Source organism: Pluralibacter gergoviae ATCC 33028 = NBRC 105706 (genome assembly GCF_001598855.1).
GTDB lineage: Bacteria > Pseudomonadota > Gammaproteobacteria > Enterobacterales > Enterobacteriaceae > Pluralibacter > Pluralibacter gergoviae.
In genome coordinates, this window is sequence record NZ_BCZS01000007.1 from 1 (window position 1) to 18,697 (window position 18,697).

Genomic DNA, 18,697 nt, shown 5'->3' on the forward strand with positions numbered 1-18,697 from the left:
CCATACCGTTAAACAGTTCCTGCGTCTGTTTCGCTTCCGGGCCGGTTCCGTTAAGCAGCTGCTGTATCTGCTGGTAGCCTTCCTGCACTTCCTTAGGATTCTGGTAACCCAGATTCTGATAAGTAGCCTGTTTCTCCTGCGCATCCTTACGCGCTGTGGTACAGGCCGAAGCACTTCCGCCCAGACAGGCATCTACCAAGGCTTTGCTGGTTTCCGCGTCCTTACGATTTAAGGCATCCAAGTCCCGCTGTTCTTCCTGTGTACGCTCTTTCCTGTTACGCAGATATGTCTGGCGGCTCTTATCCGTACTGCTCAGATAATTATTCTCAACTATAGTTTAGGATTAAACTCTCTAGATAATCCTTACCCGAACCTTTAACTAACTCTATATCTTGCAGTGTATTTTGGCTCAACCATTCATTAATATTTTCATAATTAAAAAAATTATCATTAACTATTTCACTCTTTAATAATGAATCATCATTAATTCCAAGCACTCCATCATCTACAGGTGTTCGTTGAAAAAGACACCAATTATTACTTGCATCTAAAATAATCAACCCACCATAATCACCATCATCATTCATACTCTTACTTAATAAAAATATCTTACTTACCCAATTATCATCTGCGTTAAGGGAACCTAAATAATTATAGTCTGAAGAGGAATACACATACGCAGACGCAACCTCAAAATGAGAATTAAAAATCAAATAGTTTAAAGCACCAATTAAACATTCTGAAGTACATATATCATTATCAAAAAATAAATAATTTTCAAATCTCTTTAAGAAAACATCTTGAGGGAGATTTACCCCAAGTTTCACCGTGCGCTCAAGCAAAGATATTGCTTTTTTATTTTCGAAATCCATCACTATTTCTCTCCAGGAAAACGTATTTTAGAAATTATTTTCCCACCCACTGAAACTGAGGCGGACGGTACTCCTGATTCAGCTCCGACGATTCCACCACCGGTAGAAAATGGATAAAATCTATATACTGTATCTCCTTTAGACATGATAGTAACTGAACCATCTTTTGACATTGCCTTGGTATAACCATTCGCTGACAGATTATTAATCGCCTCATCTGGAGTTATGTTCTTAACAACTATTTGTCCTGCACTCTTTTTCGTATTCTTGGCAGCAAAATCTATATCTGTTTGTTTCCCTATTGCTGAGATATCTTTGCTAATTTCATTAGCAAATCTAATATCATTTGCACTTCCTGCCTGCCCAGGTTTCGGTACACTCCCTGCTCCCAACGCACCATAAGCAATATTGCTCAGACCATCAGCTCCTGTTTTAAGGAGAGATGCTTCCAGCCAGCCACATTTACCTGCGCACTGGTCAATGATATCAGCATACCATTGCGCTGAACTTTCATAAGCGCGGCCAGCCATATCATCCTGTTTGCGCAGTTCTGTATACGCCTGATCGCTGAGTTCCATCTTCGCGCGCATATCAGCAACACAGGCCGCATCACCGGAGTCCCAGCATGACTTCAGTTTCTGAACATTCTCTGCTGACTCTTTCGCCATTTCCTTACGAATATTCTGCTCACAGCCTGCATTCCCGTTGCACGCTTTGTACTTATCAGCGTATTCCTGCGGATGGCCCTGATTCAGGAAATTATTCTCAACCGCATTCTTCCCGGCCTGCGCCCCGGCCACTGCATCTGCGGTGCTGCCTCCAGTGAGCCCTCCCGCCAGCCCGGCCGCCAGGGTTCCCAGCGCGCTGATGGTCTGCTTCTGCTCCTCCGTCAGTTTATCCCTCGGTACGCCCGGATATATCTGCTGCGCAATATACTCGCCCAGCGCACCGCCACTTGCCCCTGCCAGCGCGGAGTTGCCCTGGGCTGAGGCCACTACCGCCCCCAGTACCGCGTGCGCCATCAGGTTCGCCTGGGTGTTCACCACCTCATTGCCATTTGCGTCCTTCGTGGTGGTCATGTTGTGAATCACTTCCGCCAGGTACGGCGCTGCGGCTCCGCTGATGGCCTGGCCGATGTTCCCCCCTGCCAGACCCTGCACGGCTGCCGTAGCCGCTGAAATCGCCTGCTGCACTGTGCTACCGGTGCCCCAGGGCTTCATCGCGCTGGCATAGGCCTGGTCTGCTATTTCCTGACGGCTCGGGTCAGGCTTGCCTTCCGCCACCAGTTTTTCCTTCGCCGCCTTCAGCGCTGCCGGGTCGTTCCTCGCCTTTTCGCCGGCAATCTTCCCTTCGGTCCTAGCGATATCCGCCACCTGCGTCCCTATCTCCCCGATAAGCTGCGCTTCCTGCAGGCGCCTCTGCTCCTTCTCCTTGTCAAATATCGGGCTCAGGCCGTTCGCCGCGTGCTCCGTGTCCCGGCTCAGCGTCGATACGTCCTGCTGCTGGTTGCCCGGGTCCCGGATGATGATGGTCCCGGCTTCCACCGCCGCGTGCGTCGTGCTGCTGTCGTGGCCGCTGCCGTGGGCGCCGGTCAGCGTGTTGCTCGCCATATTGCCGATAAACTGGCCCGCATAGCTCCCGCCGGTGCTCACCCCCGCGCTCTGGTGCTCTACCGTAAAGTCGGCCTGATTGCCGATATCCCTCCAGCCCAGCGTCCCCGTCTCCAGACGGTTTTTGTCCGGAGTGGCGGTGGACGCAAGCACTCCGCCGTTGAGCTGGGTATGGCTGCCCACGTTGACGTCAAACCCGCCGTTGCCCGCAAACAGCCCCGACTGCTCCTGCACCGAATCGAAGTTGCTGTTCATCCGGTCGCGGCTGGCGCTGACGCTCGCCGAGCCGCTGAAGCCCGCGCCCCAGGTCACGCTGGCACCCGCGCTGCTGCCGGTCTGCTTCATGTCGTAGCGGTCGCTGTCCTGCTCGCTGGTGATAGTCAGGTTGCGACCCGCGTTGGCGATAATCGATTCGCCGCTGCCCTGCGCACCCTGCATCAGAATGTCGCGTCCGCTGTCAATGGTCAGGGTACGGCCCGCGCTCGCCGTGGTTTCGGTATGCGTCAGGCTGCTGCCGTTTTCCCGGCCTTTGCTCTGGTTCGCGCTCGCCGATACGCTGAAACCCGCGCTGCCGGAGCCAGCAGCTACCCCGACGCCCACGCTACCGCCGTGGCTCTTGTTGCTGCCACTGCTCTCGGAACTGTTCTGCCCGGAGGTCATGTTGATATCCCGGCTTGCCGCCAGGCCCATGTCGCGTCCGGCCTGCAGGTCGCTTCCCTGTATGTTCAGGTCGCCGTCCGTGGCGCGGATGGTCACATCGCGCCCGGCCTGAACGTGGCTCGGAGAGGCCGTATGCTCCTCCAGCCGGTTTTCAGATTTCGACTTCTGGCTGCCGTAGCTCAGCGTTATCCCGGCGTAGTTGCCTTCGTTAGAATCAGCGGCGCCCTGCGCCAGCCGCGCGGCCTGTGTAGCCTGGTAGCCGGTCAGCGCGGCCTGGGTTCCCTTCAGCGCCGCCAGCCGACCGTCTTCCTCATTTCTGGCCGATTTCAGCTGCTCCGTGGCCGTATTCAGGGCGCTGCCCACCGTCCCCGACAGCCCCAACGTCAGGCCGCTGCTCTTGGTCTCGCGGGTGGTCAGGGCGGTATGGCTGTTCTCTGCTGCCGTAATATTAACGTTTTTACCCTGAATCGTCATATCCTCGCCGGCCACCAGATCGCTGCCGTGGATGTTGACGCCGTTGCCGGCAAGCAGGGTAAGGTTCCCCTGGCTGCTGCCTACCACGCTGCCTTTTTTCACGTTGCTGAGATCGTCGCTGGTGACTTTCTGCGACGAGCTTCCCGCCGAGATACCTATCCCGCCGGTACTGCTGATGCCGGATTTTTTCTTCGTCTCACTGAAGAAGGAGTGGTCCGACTCATCGGCGGTGGTCAGCGTAATGTTATTCTTCGCCTCCAGCGTCACGTCGTGGGTACCCAGAATATTACTGCCCTCAGAGGTGAGGTTGTTTCCGGCCATCACCGTAACATTATCGCCGGACACCGTACTGCTCGCCGCCGTCTCCCGGTGCATCTCAGAGGCGATTTTGGTGGTGGTTTTCGAGAAGGTGCCGTGCTTTGTCCATTTCGCCCGGCTGGACTGATCCCAGGTATCTTCCCCGCTCAGCAGATTGACGTCATTGCCCGCCATCAGCGCGGCGTCGCCGGTGGCCGTCACGTCCGCGGCGCGCAGGTTCAGGTCGTGCCCGGCCTGCATCAGCAGATCGCCCCCGACGCCGATCGTTGAGCCTATCTCCCGGGTCTCCATGCTGCGATCGTAGTTCTTGCTGTTGCGGGTATAGTCCGTGGCGTGGCTGATGCCGGCGGTATCCAGCGTAATGTCATTCCCGGCTACCAGGCGGGTGATACTGTCCTTGCCCTGGTTGCTGAGCTGGCTTGCCGTCATATGGATATCATGGCCTGCTTCAGCCGACAGTTCGCCTTTGTCATTGGTGACGGTAATCACCGCCTGGCGGCCGAGCCAGCCTTCGCTGCCTTTCTGATAGCTGTCCGTCACGTTGAGAATATCATGCCCCGCCTGCAGGCTGAGCTGGTCGCCGCCCTTGAGCTGGCCGCCGCGGTTGACGATGTCATTTGTCGCAACCAGCTGCGTCCGGTTGCCGCTGATGTCGCCGGTGTTCAGCAGGTTGCCCGCAGAAATGGCCGTCAGATCGCGCCCCTGAATGGTGCCGCTGTTGATCACATCCCCGGCGGTGTTGATGCGCACATTGTTGCCCGAGAGCAGGGCGCCGTCGCCCTTAAGATCGCCGGGCTTAACCCGGGCGTATACTTTCGGCACGCTGACGACCTGGGTACTGCCGTCAGGCAGGGTGACCGTCTGGTTCACCATGATCACCATGTCGCTGGTGACCTGCAGCATTTGCTCCGGAGTGAGATCGACGCCCGGGGCGATGCCGAAGCGTTCGGTGAAGGATTTACCGCTGCTGAGCAGAGCGCGGTACTGCTCTTCATCGTCGCTGTAGCCGGAGAGGTAGCGCTGTCCGGTCGCCTTCACGATCTGATCGCGCACCAGCGACTGCTCGTAGTAGCCGTCGCCGAGCCGCTTCTGCAGCTGGTCCTGAGAGTAAAAATCGCCGCTGCTCAGGGCCTTTTTGCCCTGGGTAAAGCGGGGATCGGTCTCCACCAGATAGTTGCTGTCGGTGCCGGGATGCAGCACGAACAGGCTGCTGTCCGGCACTTTCACCGGCCCGGTGACGCTGCGCAGCACCCAGTTATCCTGTCCCGCCGGCACCGTCGTCGAGGCACCGCTCTGGGTGCCGTCAAGCTGTGCATTTCCCACGGTTCCGTTCAGGCTACCCGTCGCACCGGACGTCAGGCCGCCGGCACCGCTGAGGGCGACGTCCACCAGGCCATCGGCGCCGCTGCGGCGCTGTAAATCTGACGGCGAATGGTCAGCGCTATCCGTGAGCGTGTCGTTCACCGGCCTGAGCTGCGTATCGACGGACTGGCCGGGCGGCAGCGCGACTTCGGTCACCAGCGTCCGATCGTCGCGGCGCATCAGCTCAGCGCCGCCGTTCAGACCAGATGCCTGTTCACCGCCGCCGGTGGTCGGCTTCTGGCCGTCGATGGTCCGGCCATCGGCGGGCCCCTGGCCCTGCTGCTGAACCGTCAGATGCAGCGGCAGGTCAATTTCCTGCAGAGGAGGCTGGTAGGCGCCCTGGCCTTCAAAGTGGGTCTCCTTGTGCTCTTTTCGTTTCCCGGCCCGGATCACCACGCCGTCGTCGGTAATTTCCTGCCTGACGGTGGTCTCATCGTTATTCACATTGCCGTTGATGGTCAGATCCTGCCCGGCCACCACCTGGCTGTCCTTATTGTGCAGGCCGCCGTTGAGCAGCAGGTTACCGCCGCTGCGGATAACCGCGCTGTCCTGGCCGCTGACCGCCTGCTCCTTAACGCTGCGGGTGAAGGAGAACACGTCAAAGCGCCGCCCGGCATCGGTCACCCCCGGCAGGTTGAACCAGATAATGTCGTTGGCCGTGTCCTGCCAGAGATACACATATTCGTCCTGGCCGTTGACGTTAACCGTGATGCGGTTGCCTTCCGCATCCAGGGCGTAGCTGCGCCCGTCCTGATCAAAGTCAAAGGCAACGTTGCTGGTTTCGCCCTGCTCGTAATTAATCACGTGGCCATTGAAGCGATAGTGCTGGCCGTCAATCCGGCCGCAGCCTTCCGGCCACTCTCTGCCGCTGCACAGCTCAACCTCCAGCATATTGTCGCTCACCGAGACATTTTGCAGGCTGTCGCTGACCGTGAGGTGAATATCGCGGTTCTCAGTCTGCGCGGCGTCGATGCGCAAATCGCCCATCGCTTCAATCGTGGCGCTCAGGTTTTCCACCTGCGAAGCCTGGCCGCTCAGCTCACCGGCCTCATTCAGCGCGCCGCCGATGCTCAGCCCGCCGTTGCTGTAGATCAGGCCGTGATCCTGATTGACCAGCCGATCGGTGGCAATAACGAGATCTTCCCGGGCGGCAATGGTGGCCGCCGTGTCGCCCGCTTTATCATTGAGCAGCGTGCGGGCATCGATCGCCAGGCGATCGCCGTAAATGCGCCCGGTGCCGGTGTTGTGCAGATCGCCGGTGCGTATCAGCACGTCGCCGCCATCAATCAGCCCCTGATTGAGAATGTCAGATGCATTCACCCGCGTGGTGCCAGCATTAATGTCACCGCTCTGCAGGTTGTCGAGATGGCCGCTATTCAGCGTCAGCTGGTTACCGGCGTTAATGCTGCCGGCGTTGGTCAGGGCGTTACCGTTGGTATTCAGCGTCAGATCGTTGCCGGCGGCAAGGCTGCCGTCCTGATTCAGCGCCGAGGCCACATCCAGACTGAGGCTGCCGCCGCTGGTGATCCGCCCGACGCCGTCAATCTGCCCCAGCCACAGGCTGGCGTCGCCGTTGGCCACGATATCGCCGCCGCCGTTGGCAAGCGCAGGCCGCTGGCCTGGCTGGCCGATGGTCAGGCTGTTCTGCGAAGAGATCAGTCCGCTCTGGTTATTGAGCCGTTCGCTGACGTTCGCCTGCAGCGTATCGCCCGCCCGCAGGGCGCCGCTCTGGTTATTGAGCGAGGCCGCATTCAGCGTCAGGTCCCGGGCCTCGATGCCCTGGCCGCTGCCGCGGGTATTCTGGTTATCAAGCTGCGCGGCGCTGACCGTCAGGGCCCCATCGGCCTTGATAAGCCCCTGCTGATTGCGCAGATCCTGTGAGGCAGAGACGTCTGCATCGCCGGCGGCATATATCAGGCCGGCGTCGTTATTCAGCGAGTCCACGCGGGTGGTCAGCCCCCCGCCGGAGAGGAGCTGCCCGCGGCCGTTATCCAGCTGCGAACCCGCTACCGTCAGGCCCGCTCCGCCCTGGATCAGGCCCTGAGCGTTGCCGAGCGCGCCGGCGCTGAGCGTCAGGATCTTATCGGCCAGCAGCGTGCCCTGTTCGTTGTGCAACCCGGCTCCGCGGGTATCGAGGCTGATGCTGCCGCCGGACTGGATGACCCCGCTCTGGTTATTCAGATCGCCGGTGGTGAGCTGGCTATCTCCGGTGCTGTTAATCAGCCCCTGACGGTTATCGACATCCTGCCCGCTTACGGTAAGCGCGTTTGCGGCAATCAGCCCGCCCTGGTTATTCAGGCCGCCGGTCGAGAGCGACAGGCTGCCGCCGGAGCGCAGCCCGGTGCTGTCGCCGTTCGTGCCGCTGTTATCCAGCAGGTTGCCCTGCGTATTGATGGTCAGCGCGTCGCTGCCCTGTATTAATCCGTTCCGGTTCGTCAGCGCCTGGCTGGTTAGGTCGATATGCTTCGCCACCAGCACGCCGTCGCGGTTATCCATCTCTGCGCCGTTCAGCGTCAGCCGGTTGCCGGCGCTGACAAAACCCTGCTGATTATTCAGCCCGCCCGTCAGGCTGAGCGTACTGTCGCCGGCGGTGGACTGAAGGGTACCGCGCTGGTTAGTCAGACTGGCCGCGCTGAGGTTCAGGTCGCCGGTGCTCTGCAGCGTCCCGTCGGTGTTATCCAGCCGCTGGCCGCCGTTGACCGTCAGCGGGCCTTCAACGGCAGTGACCATGCCCTGCACATTATTCAGATCGTCGGCGACAAGGGTTACCCCGCGGCGGGCGGCAATCTGTCCGCCCTGATTATCCAGCCCCTGCGCGACGCTGACCGCCAGATTGTCGGCCGCCGAGAGCAGCGAGCCGCCGCGGTTGTTGAGGCTTCCGGCGCTAATCTCTACCGGGCCCGCCCCCTCCAGCGCGCCCTTCTGGTTATTCAGCAGGCCGTCAACGCTTACGTTCAGCGCGCCGGTCTGACTGCTGACGGTACCGTTCTGGTTATCAACAGACCCGGCCCGCAGCTCTACCGCCTGCTGGCTGGCTATCTCGCCGCCGCCATTGAGCAGCGCCCCGTCCACGGCGATGCGGTTAACGCCGTCAACCGCCAGCACGGTCCCTTCGCGGTTGTCCAGCGCGCCGCCCTGCAGCAGCACGTCGTGCCCGCTCTGAACCACGCCGCGCTGGTTATTTATCGTATCCGCCAGACTGGCCCGCAGCTGTCCCCCGACGCTGGTGAGGGTGCCGTCGCTGTTGTCCAGCGTCTGGCCGTCAATCTGCAGATCGCCCTGGGCCGCCATGCGGCCGCTCTGGTTAGCGATCTCCCGGGCTGACGCCGTCAGCGCGCCGCCGGAGGCCACGATTTGCCCCCCGGCGTTGGCGATGCGATCGCCCTTCAGCTGCAGGGCGCTGGCGGCATCAATAATGCCCCCCTGATTCAGGATCCCGGCGGCCGCGCCGATAAACGCGCCGCCGTTGAGGGCCGATACCCGGCCGCCCTGATTATCGATGTCGCCCGCGTTCAGCCGCACGTCGTTTCTGGCAAGCAGCTCTCCCCGCTGGTTGTTAAAGGCGTCCTGCACCCTGACGTCGGCGCTGCCGCCCGCCGCCAGCAGCGCGCCGTCGCTGTTGTTGACACTGCCAGCCGAGACACCCAGGCTCTGCCCGCTTTGCAGGGTGCCGCGCTGGTTATTGAGATCCTGCGTCAGCGAAGCCGTCAGCGTGCCCTCGCTGGCGCTGACCAGCCCCTGGGCATTATTGAGCGAAGCGCCGCTGAGGCTCAGGTCGCCGGCGCTGCTCAGCTCCCCGCCCTGGTTATTCCACGCTTTCCCCTGCGCCGTCAGGCTCTCGCCGCTGATGAGCCCGCCCTGGTTATCCACGTCGCCCGCGGTCAGCGTCAGCAGACCGCCGGAACGGATCCCGGTGCTGTCAGTCAGCGTCCCGGTATTGCTGAGCGCTCCGCCCCGCGTGTCGATAGCGAGGGCATTGCGGGCCTGGATAAGGCCGCCGTCGTTAATGAGGCCGTCAGAAACAACCTCCATCGCGTCGCTGGCCAGCAGCTGGCCGCCGCTGTTATCAAGCTGACCGGCGTCAACAGTAAGCCGCTGGCTGCTTTCAATATCGCCGCTCTGATTATTGAGCGCGCCCGTCGTCAGGCGGCTGTCGCCATGCGTGGCGGCAATGATGCCCTGCTGGTTATCCAGCGAAGCGCTGCGCAGCTCCAGCGCCGTCCCGGCCAGCACGCTTCCGCCGCGGTTGCTCAGGGCGCCGCTGAAGGCGCCGTTAACCTGTGATTTTGCCGAGAGGATTTTACCGCCGTCGTTATCCAGCGAGGCGGCATTGAGGTTCATCGCCTGCTGGCTCTGCAGCGTGCCCTGCCGGTTAGCGAGTGCGCCGGTCAGCGACAGCGACGCCGCGCCGCCGTCGGCGCTGAGCAGGCCGTCGGCGTTATTCAGCGAGGTGCCCTTCAGCGTCAGGCTCTCACTGGCGCCCAGGTAGCCGGACTGATTATTGATATTGCCCGCGTTCAGAATCAGGTTACGGGCCTGCAGGTTACCGTTCAGGTTGTTGAGATCGCCGCTGTACAGGGTCAGCGTCTGGCCGGAAAGCAGCCCCAGCCCGTCGGCATCTGTCCGGGCGTTAATCAGGCTGCCGCCGTGCAGATCGACATTCAGCGCGCCGGGCGTGGCGATGCGCCCGGCGGTATTATCAAGCGAGGCGGCATTCAGCGTCAGCCCATCGGCGCTCTCCAGCGTGCCGCCGCTGTTGTCAAACGCGCCGGAAAGATCCAGCGCGCTGCCGCCGGACGCGGCGCTGATGGCGCCCTGATGATTGTTAAGCTCCCCGGCGCTCAGCGCCAGCTGCTGCGCAATCAGCCTGCCGCCGCTGTTATTCACGCTGCCGGTGAAACCGGCCTGAAGCTGCCCTCCGGCAGCCAGAACCCGGCCGGACTGGTTATCGAGGGCATTCCCGCTGAGGAAGAGATTTTTTGCACTTTGCAGGTTACCGCCGCGGTTATCGATGTCGCCGGTAACGCTGAGGCTGGCATCGCCGCCGTCGGCGCTGATAAAGCCCTGCTGGCTGTCCAGCGAGCCGGCATCGATCGCCACCGTCTGCAAACCTTCCAGTGTCCCCTGGCGGTTGGTCAACGCGGCCGCGTGAATGTCGAGCCGCTGAGCAATCAGCGTGCCCGAGGTATTGTCCAGATCGCCGCTGCGAACCCCGAGGTTACCGTTACTGGCAATGCGGCCTTCGGTATTATCCATGCTGCCCGCGCTGAGCGTCATCGCCCCCGCGCTCTCGATCAGGCCGCCCCGGGTGTTGAGCAGCCCGCTGGCCCCGATCTGCGCCTCGCCGTCTCCGGTCTGCAGCAGATGGGCATTCTGCAGGGAGAGCGTTTCACCCTGCAAATTAACCTGCTGGCCCTGCGTCAGGCCGCCGTCGAGTACGATCTGCTGCCCGCTGACGCTCAGCGCCTTCCCGGCGAGGATTTTACCCTCCGCCCCGGCAATATCGCCGCCCTGAATCGTCACGTTTCCGCTATCCGAGCCGAGCTGACCGCCGGTATTGATAAGCCTGCTGCTGGTCAGGGTGAAGTCACCGGCGCTGGCCAGGGTGCCGCCGCTGTTATCTATCTCGCGGCTGCTGAGCGAGAAGCCCTGAGTCCCCCGGGAGATGAGCGTCCCGCCGCTGTTGTCAATTTTGTCCGCGGCGCGAATATTCAGCTGGCTGGCGGCGATGGCGCTGTTGCGGCTGGAGAAGGCGCGGGCGCTGCTGAGCGTCGCCCGATCTGCATCAATCAGCGCCCCGTCCACGCTGAGGTTGCCGTCGCGGGCGGTTGCCGTCACCGCCGCCGAGCGGTTCTGGCTGCCGGAGAGATCCACTTCACTGCCGGAGGCGGTGAAGCCATCGCGACTCAGATGCGTGCCGTGGCTGGCCAGCCGTCCGGCAGCGTTGACGGTCAGCTGACCGCTGCGGGTCGCCTGGCCGTTATCGTCTATTCCCGCCCCCAGTGCGCTGCCGCTATCCGCCTCCACGCTTTGGGCATTGACGGTGGTATTCCTTCCGGCAATGAGGCTGGAGCCGGCCTCGCTGCGTAAGACGCCCGACGTATCCAGGCGCAGATCCTGGTCAGCGCGCATCTGGCCGCTATTGGTCAGGCTGCCCTGATTCGTCACGCTGAGGTTTCCCCCGGTGGCAATATGTCCCTGGTTATCCAGCTGGGCCGTTTTCAGGGCCAAATCCTGCTGCGAATAGAGGGTGCCGCTGTTAGTCAGTTTGCCCTCGGCGTTGAGGGTAAATCCGCCCTGGGTGGCGCCTATCTCTCCGGCGTTGCGTACCCCGACCCCGCGCTCGGTTCCCACCAGGGTGATGCGGTTAGCGTACATCCCGCCCAGCGAGGCGGTATCCACCGCAAACTGCGGGCGACCGTCCGGATCGTCGGCCTTGACCTGAATGACGTTGCCGTCGGCGTCCGTCTGGTTACGACCGGTCGTTATCTTTAAATCGCCGGCCTGCAGGCGGGCGTTAACGTCCACCGCACGGGCGATCAGCCGGGTGTAGTCCTGCCCGGTGGCGTTCATGCCGCCGCCGCTGATGGTTATTCGCCCGCGATCGACGTCATAGCCCGCGACCTGGCCGTTTTCCAGCCGCACCCGGCCGGCGGCCAGGGTATTACGCCCGGCGTTGATAAAGCCGCAGCCGCTGCAGGTGATCCCTGCCGGGTTGGCGATAATCACGTCTGCCTTTTGGCCCGCCACCTCCACGAAGCCGCGCAGCTGGCTCGGGTTCATGCTGTTGACTTCGTTAAGAATAACTTTCGCGGAACCTTTCGCCAGCCACGGGTTACCGGCAACCTGTCCGGCCAGCTGAGTCTGGGTATTGTGCTGGCTGTTGTTTAAGATGGCGCCCCGCTCGCCGACGTCGAACTGGCTGTATTTGTTGTGCGAAAGCCCCTTATCGTTGGGCGTCTGAATATTGACCTGCGGCAATCCATTACCGGTTTGCATCACGGTGGGCTGCTGTCCGCCCGGCGCGCTGCGATCGGGCGCGATAGTTTCAGCCTGCGCCGCCGCGCTAATCATACCTCCGGCAAGCCACAGCGCCAGCGTGAGCGGGCGCAGGGCGGCAACGCATTCTGGCTCGCAGCCCGGGCCGCGGCCCGTATCGCCGCCCCTGGCCCGCGCCAGTTCGGAAACAACAACCAGCATCCGGCGGGCGCGGTTGAAAATGATGCGATAACAGTGTCTGTTCATCTTTCATCCCTGTATTCAGTACTGCCAGCTGACGCTGAAGCCAAAGGTCACCGAATCTGTTTTAAATCCGTGCGGTTTAGAAAGCGGCGTTCCGCCAAAAGCGTCATAGCTGAGGCCGAGTGCGGAAATATTGCCCCGCAGCCCCGCCACGCCGCCGGCCAGATGGCGACCCAGCAGCGTCGAGCCATCGCTGCGCCCGCCGACTTCGCCATAGTCGGCCCCGAGGTAAAACTCCTGCTCCGGCAGCGGCGTCTGCCAGGCGAGGGTATTCTGCACGTACCAGCCGTGGCTGGCGCTCAGCGTGCGTTCACCGTCGAACCCGCGCACCGTCCAGCGGTTGCCGATGGCCAGCTGATCAGGCGAGGTCAGGGGCGTGGTGCTCATCTGGCGCAGGTAGTTCATCTGATAGCGGAAATTCTGATTGCCCAGCGCAAACGGCCAGTTGAGCCCCGCGGTCCACGTGAGGATTTTGCTTTTTGCCGTAGCGTCGTAGCCGTCTTCGTACTGCTCTTCGTAAGCGGGCATCGCGCCGAACCAGCGGGTGCCGCGCTGATAGCTGACGCCGCCGTCAATCGTCGCGTTGCCGATATAGTGGCGATGATCGAGCCCCAGCAGCCAGGCGCTGGTACGCCGACGCTGGACCTCGATTTCCGTGTGGTCGATGTAGTTACGGATCTCGCGAACCTGAACGCTGCTGCGCAGCGTCGTTTTACCGCTGGCGTTACGCTGAATAACGCGGCTCAGGCCGACGTTAAGATTTTTGCTTTTGCCCGAGTAGCGGATATCGCCGTTATAGCCCGCCACGTTCTGCACGTAGTTGTACTGCCCGGCATTGACCTCAAACAGCCAGTAGCCCAGCGGAACAGAGTAGTGGCCGTTGATGTTTTTACTCTGCTTGCGGCCTTTGAAACCCAGATCGTGGCTGGCGGAGACGTAAAGCAGATCGCTCAGCGCAAACGGATTATCCAGCGCCAGCATGGCGCCGCCCTGGCTGCGGCCGGTGCTTTTGGTGCCCGAGTTGTCGACCCACATATTCACCCGCCAGAGTTTGCTCTGGTGGCGGGTAATAACCACATCGCTTTCGCCGGGGTTATCGCCGGGAACGATCTCCATGCTGTCCTGTACCGTCGGCAGGCGCTGCTGGTTCTCCAGTCCCTGTTCGATATCGCGCAGATCCAGCAGCTGGCCTTCCCGGGCGGGCACCGAGGTAAAGAGCACGGCGCGCTCATCCGAGCCGTCGGCATAGCGGATATGGCGCAGCATTCCCGGCACCAGCGCCAGGGTCAGTTCCCCCTTACTGAGATCCTGCTCCGGCACCAGCACCCGGGAGGTGACCCAGCCGTGGTCAACCAGCCGGTTTTGCAGGCGGCTCATCAGCTGGTTAATCCCCTTGACGCCGAGGCAGTGGCCAACGGCACCGTCGGCAATGCGCTGCGCCGGAAACCAGTGCGGGAACGCCTCCCGCCCCGTCAGGCGGACGCGATCGATTGAAAAACAGGGTGTTTCCTGGGGGAAGGGCCCGTCAGCATCAGGCGGGGTGCTCTCGTTCAGCGAGATATCAGGCGCGTCAGGGGTAAGCTGCGCCTCTTTTGCCGACTGCTGGCTTTTGATGTGCTGCTGCTGCTGATCGATGAAGGGCGCCGCCTGCGTGTTCCAGGCGACAAAGCTTGCCCCTATCATCACGACGTGACGGGGCCAGTGCTTCAGCAAAATCCTTGCCAATGTCCGTAACTCCATTTGAATGTATGTAACCGTAAAGAAATGTCATTTGTAGTCTATGGATATCCGATTCCGGACAAAAAAACAACATCGGCGGTAAATTTTAATTCACAAAAGATAAACATTAGCAATCGGAGTTATATCAAACGGCCATTTTTATACCCATTCGCCGGAAGTATTGCCCTCCGGCCTGGCGAGAAGTGACCTCCTGGCCAGCGGACGCCGCCATACGAGCTTTATGCCTGATTCCAATTTAATTCAGTTTTTCTGACAAACTATAGCGAATTGTTTCGATTTTAATCAAACGGTCCGCCGCCTATTATTTATCACATCAGGGCGAAGCGCCCTACAGTGACCAGATAACTTAAGGAATACGACCATGAAAACCATCAAAACTTTTGCTGCTGTTGCCGCTCTTTCTCTGATGTCCTTCGGCGCCTTTGCCCAGAGCGTCAGCGCAACCGCCTCTACCCTGGACCGCGCGGAAGCGCAGATTGCCGCGAAGGCCGCAGCCGAAGGGGCGTCCTACAAAATCACCAGCGCACAGTTCAATAACCGCGTGCACATGACCGCCGAACTGAGCAAATAAGTGCCGAAAAAAACAAAACAGGCTGCCACCGGGCAGCCTGTTTTGTTTTTCACTATACGGGAAACTAGCGCTCCTGCTGCTGACGGGCCAGCGCCGCCAGCACGGTACGCTCAGAGAGGTTCAGGTAGTCGCTCATCGCCTCTGCCGCCTCGCCATTTTTACCCGCCCGCAGCAGCCCGAGGATCGCGGCGTTCTTTTCGATATAGGGCGCGTGCAGCAGGGCATGATCGTTGAGGTGGCCAAACGCCAGCCGCAGCTCGGCGGAAACCTGGCGATAGAGGCGCATCAGGCGCTCGCTGTCGGTCAGCTCAACCAGCGCGATATGAAAGGCCATGTTTTCGGTGCCGACGCTGCGCCATTCGCTCTTTGCCTGGTGCTGCCGGGCGGCATCGACCGCCTCCGCCATGCGCGCTACCGCCGGGTGGAAGGCGCTGGCGCCGCGCAGGGCGTCGCACTCAATCAGCCGCCGGATGCGGTAGATGTCAATAATCGACGCCACGTCAGGGAGCGAAACGCTGACGCCCCGGTGCGGCTCGTGGCGCACCAGGCCCTCCTGGGTCAGCAGGCGGAACACTTCGCGCAGGGTATTGCGCGAAATGCCGAGCTGCTCGCTGAGATGCGCTTCCGACAGGCGGGTTCCGGGAATAAGATCGCCGGCAATAATGCTGGCGCGAACGGTCTGTGCCGTGCGCTCAATGAGCGTCTGCGCGGGCGCTGCTTTTTTCATTTCCTCTCCAGGGGACCGCACCGAGCGGCCATCTTCACACAATCCTCCGGCAGCGACAAGCTGCGAAATCCGCACCTAAACGGTGCAATTCACGCACCGCAACAGGGCGCAATGCGATCTTTGTCGTAATTTTACATCGCGAATTCGAAAAGAGATTGTCTACGCTGCGGCCGTTCACCAGGATATTGTTCAACAATAAAACAAATATTGATTAACAAACACAACACATAACTCAACAATGGTCCGGTTATTGCTTGGCTGAATGATGACAACCGTTCACCGCTGCCAATAGCCAAAGGAGTCCGCTTATGCCCGCTCTGGAAGTCGAAGATAAAGCCTTTCTCCGCAACCGGCGCTCGTCGCTGGTTGCCGCCATCTTTCTGATGGCCACCTCCGCGATAGGTCCGGGATTTATTACCCAGACCACCGCTTTTACCGCCACCATGGGCGCCGCCTTCGCCTTCGGTATTCTGGCCTCGATCGTTATCGACTTCGTGGTGCAGCAGAATATCTGGCGGGTCGTCACCCTGACCCAGATGCGCGCCTCCGACGTGGCCAACGCCGCCCTGCCGGGCAGCGGCTATCTGCTAGCGGTACTGGTGATTTTCGGCGGCCTGGTGTTCAATATCGGCAATATCGCCGGCGCCGGGCTTGGTATGAATGCCATGTTCGGCATCAGCCCGAAGTGGGGCGGCCTTATCAGCGCCGGCTTTGCGCTCTACATCTTCTCCTCGCGCCGGGCGGGAACGGCTATCGATCGGCTGATGGTGGTACTCGGTATTCTGATGATTGCCATGGTTGTCGGGGTGATGTTTGTGACTAAGCCGCCGGTAGGCGATGCGCTGTTCCAGACCGTGATGCCGGGCCATATCGATTTCGCGACCATCACCACCATCGTCGGCGGGACCGTCGGCGGCTATATCTGCTACGCCGGCGCCCACCGCCTGCTCGATAAGGGCATGGTGGGTCCCGAGCACATAGAGGCCGTCTCCTCCGCCGCCAACAAAGGAATTCTGGTGGTCGGCATCATGCGCTACGTGCTGTTTCTGGCGATCCTCGGCGTGGTCGCCAGCGGCGTAACCCTCGATCTTTCCGGCCAGGCGGCCAACCCGGCCTCGCAGGCATTCCGCTACGCGCTGGGCGAGTTTGGCGTGCGCGTATTTGGCTTTATCTTCTGGGCGGCGGCGATCACCAGCGTGATCGGCGCGGCCTATACTTCCGTCTCCTTTATGACGGTGTTTAAGGCGGGAATGACCGACCGCCAGCGCAATATCGCCACCCTGATTTTTATTGCCGTCTCGCTGGCGGTCTATCTGGCGCTCGGTACGGCGCCCGCCGCCCTGCTGGTGTTTGCCGGCGGCTTTAACGGCCTGGTGCTGCCGGTGGGGCTGACCATCTTCCTCTATGTCGGCTGGAAACGCAGCGACCTGATGAAGGGCTACCGCTATCCGCGCTGGCTACTGTGGAGCGGGCTGATCATCTGCGCCCTGACCTGGTACATGGCCGCCCTCTCTGTCGGCACCATTTTTAGCTTCCTGGAGATTGTCTGATGCACTGTATTGATTTAAATAGCGACCTCGGCGAAAGCTACGGCCAGTGGCGCCTCGGCGACGATGCCGCCATCCTGCCGCTGGTCAGCAGCGCGAACGTCGCCTGCGGCTTTCACGCCGGTTCCCCGGATGTGATCCTCGCCACCCTGCGCGCCGCGGCCCGCGGCGGCGTCGCCGTGGGGGCCCACGTCGCCTACCCGGACCTGGTGGGCTTCGGCCGCCGCAATATGGATCTCAGCCGCGATGAGCTGTTCGCCGACGTTATCTACCAGATCGGCGCCCTGCAGGGGCTGGCGGCGGCGGCGGGCACCCGCGTGCGCTACGTGAAGCCGCACGGGGCGCTGTACAACACCATCGCCGGTAACGAGCGCCAGGCGCGGGCGGTGATTGACGCGATTCTGGCCGTCGACGCCACGCTGCCGCTGGTCGGCCTCGCCGGATCGCGCGTGCTGACCCTTGCCGCAGAGGCGGGCCTGCGCACCGTCGCCGAAGCGTTCGCCGACCGCGCCTATCACCGCGACGGCAGCCTGGTCTCCCGCCGCGAGCCGGGCGCGGTGCTGCACGACCCGCAGCAGGTGGCCCGGCGCACGCTGCAGCTGCTGCAGGACGGCGGCGTCACCTCGATTGAGGGCGAATTCACCGCTATCGCGGCAGATTCCATCTGCGTTCACGGCGACAGCCCCGGCGCCATTGAGATGGCGCGCCAGACCCGCGCCCTGCTGGAAACCAGCGGCATCGCTATCCGTCCGTTCGTGGAGATGCCATGAGGCTGATTAAAGCCAGCCGCCAGGCGATTGCTGCCGCCCGGGAGGCGCGGGCGGCGATCCGCGGCGGGTTCGACAGGCCGACCGCCGGGATGGCCCCGGGGATGACCCAGGCCAATATGATCTGCCTCCCCCGCGACTGGGCGTTTGATTTTCTGCTCTACGCCCAGCGCAATCCGCAGAGCTGTCCGGTACTCGACGTTATTGAAGCCGGTGATTACCGCACGCCGCTGGCGGAAGGGGCCGATCTGCGCAGCGATATTCCGCGCTACCGCGTCTGGGAGCAGGGCCGGCTGGTGGACGAAGTCACCGACGCTACGGCGCTGTGGCGCCAGCATCCGGATCTGGTCACTTTCCTGATCGGCTGCAGCTTTACCTTTGAGACCCCGCTGCGCGAAGCCGGGATCGAGATCCGCCACATCACCGACGGCTGCAATGTGCCGATGTACAAAACCAGCCGCCAGTGCCGCCCCGCCGGGCGACTTTCCGGCGAGCTGGTGGTCTCCATGCGCCCGATCCCCGCCGATCGCGTCAGCGACGCGGTGACCATCAGCGGCCGCTTTCCGGCGGTGCACGGCGCGCCGGTGCATATTGGCGAACCGCATCTGCTCGGCATTGCCGATCTTCAGCACCCCGACTTTGGCGATGCGGTGCGCATCGAGCCGGGCGAGATCCCGGTCTTCTGGGCCTGCGGCGTGACGCCCCAGGCGGCGGTGATGCGCTCCGGCGTTCCCTTCGCCATCAGCCACGCGCCGGGGCACATGTTTATTACCGATATACCAGATGCCGCCTGGCAGGGAGCATAAC

The 18,697-nt window shown here is 61.5% G+C and carries 9 protein-coding genes; 4 read left to right on the top strand and 5 right to left on the bottom strand.

The annotated features are described in order from the left end of the window. The 4 genes from ENGE1_RS09095 to ENGE1_RS09105 form a co-directional block, all read right to left on the bottom strand. A partial coding sequence (locus tag ENGE1_RS09095; RefSeq protein WP_409372174.1) for a DUF6862 domain-containing protein occupies positions 1 to 241 on the bottom strand: 241 nt, incomplete at its 3' end. An 85-nt stretch (positions 242 to 326) separates the two neighbouring features. Beyond that, a complete protein-coding gene (locus ENGE1_RS28390) occupies positions 327 to 875 on the bottom strand; it encodes a hypothetical protein (RefSeq protein WP_146144428.1) in 549 nt (182 codons plus the stop codon). Continuing rightward, the gene (locus ENGE1_RS28395; RefSeq protein WP_064360608.1) at positions 875 to 12,541 is read right to left on the bottom strand and encodes a two-partner secretion domain-containing protein; all 11,667 of its coding nucleotides are present in this window, start codon (positions 12,539 to 12,541) and stop codon (positions 875 to 877) included. Before ENGE1_RS28395 ends, ENGE1_RS28390 begins: the two co-directional genes overlap by 1 nt. A 15-nt stretch (positions 12,542 to 12,556) precedes the next feature. After that, positions 12,557 to 14,221, bottom strand: coding sequence for a ShlB/FhaC/HecB family hemolysin secretion/activation protein (locus ENGE1_RS09105; RefSeq protein ID WP_048253426.1), 1,665 nt, complete (start codon positions 14,219 to 14,221; stop codon positions 12,557 to 12,559). A 418-nt stretch (positions 14,222 to 14,639) separates the two neighbouring features. On the opposite strand from ENGE1_RS09105, the gene ENGE1_RS09110 reads away from it, so the two are divergent. Then, entirely contained in the window at positions 14,640 to 14,849 is a 210-nt protein-coding gene (locus ENGE1_RS09110; protein ID WP_043081992.1) for a YdgH/BhsA/McbA-like domain containing protein, read from the top strand. 64 nt (positions 14,850 to 14,913) lie between these two features. Here the strand turns inward: ENGE1_RS09110 and ENGE1_RS09115 are convergent, their stop codons facing one another. Continuing rightward, complete coding sequence (locus tag ENGE1_RS09115) at positions 14,914 to 15,576, bottom strand: GntR family transcriptional regulator (protein WP_048253427.1); 663 nt, start codon at positions 15,574 to 15,576, stop codon at positions 14,914 to 14,916. A gap of 308 nt (positions 15,577 to 15,884) precedes the next feature. Between ENGE1_RS09115 and ENGE1_RS09120 the strand changes: the two genes are divergently transcribed. From ENGE1_RS09120 to ENGE1_RS09130, 3 genes are read left to right on the top strand one after another with little or no spacing between them, the layout of a single operon-like run. Next, positions 15,885 to 17,126 carry an NRAMP family divalent metal transporter gene (locus tag ENGE1_RS09120; protein ID WP_048253428.1) on the top strand — a complete coding sequence of 414 codons (1,242 nt, stop codon included), beginning with the start codon at positions 15,885 to 15,887 and terminating at the stop codon, positions 17,124 to 17,126. Continuing rightward, positions 17,126 to 17,893: a LamB/YcsF family protein gene (locus ENGE1_RS09125; protein ID WP_048253429.1), complete on the top strand. Its 768-nt coding sequence runs from the start codon at positions 17,126 to 17,128 to the stop codon at positions 17,891 to 17,893. The genes ENGE1_RS09120 and ENGE1_RS09125 overlap by 1 nt, the downstream gene beginning before the upstream one ends. Next, positions 17,890 to 18,696, top strand: coding sequence for a putative hydro-lyase (locus ENGE1_RS09130; protein ID WP_048253430.1), 807 nt, complete (start codon positions 17,890 to 17,892; stop codon positions 18,694 to 18,696). Before ENGE1_RS09125 ends, ENGE1_RS09130 begins: the two co-directional genes overlap by 4 nt. Position 18,697 lies beyond the last annotated feature (1 nt).

Coding starts and splice junctions, on each gene's coding strand:
- ENGE1_RS28395 (WP_064360608.1), bottom strand. CDS start 12,541: ATGAACAGACACTGTTATCGCATCATTTTCAACCGCGCCCGCCGGATG.
- ENGE1_RS09105 (WP_048253426.1), bottom strand. CDS start 14,221: ATGATAGGGGCAAGCTTTGTCGCCTGGAACACGCAGGCGGCGCCCTTC.
- ENGE1_RS09110 (WP_043081992.1), top strand. CDS start 14,640: ATGAAAACCATCAAAACTTTTGCTGCTGTTGCCGCTCTTTCTCTGATG.
- ENGE1_RS09115 (WP_048253427.1), bottom strand. CDS start 15,576: ATGAAAAAAGCAGCGCCCGCGCAGACGCTCATTGAGCGCACGGCACAG.
- ENGE1_RS09120 (WP_048253428.1), top strand. CDS start 15,885: ATGCCCGCTCTGGAAGTCGAAGATAAAGCCTTTCTCCGCAACCGGCGC.
- ENGE1_RS09125 (WP_048253429.1), top strand. CDS start 17,126: ATGCACTGTATTGATTTAAATAGCGACCTCGGCGAAAGCTACGGCCAG.
- ENGE1_RS09130 (WP_048253430.1), top strand. CDS start 17,890: ATGAGGCTGATTAAAGCCAGCCGCCAGGCGATTGCTGCCGCCCGGGAG.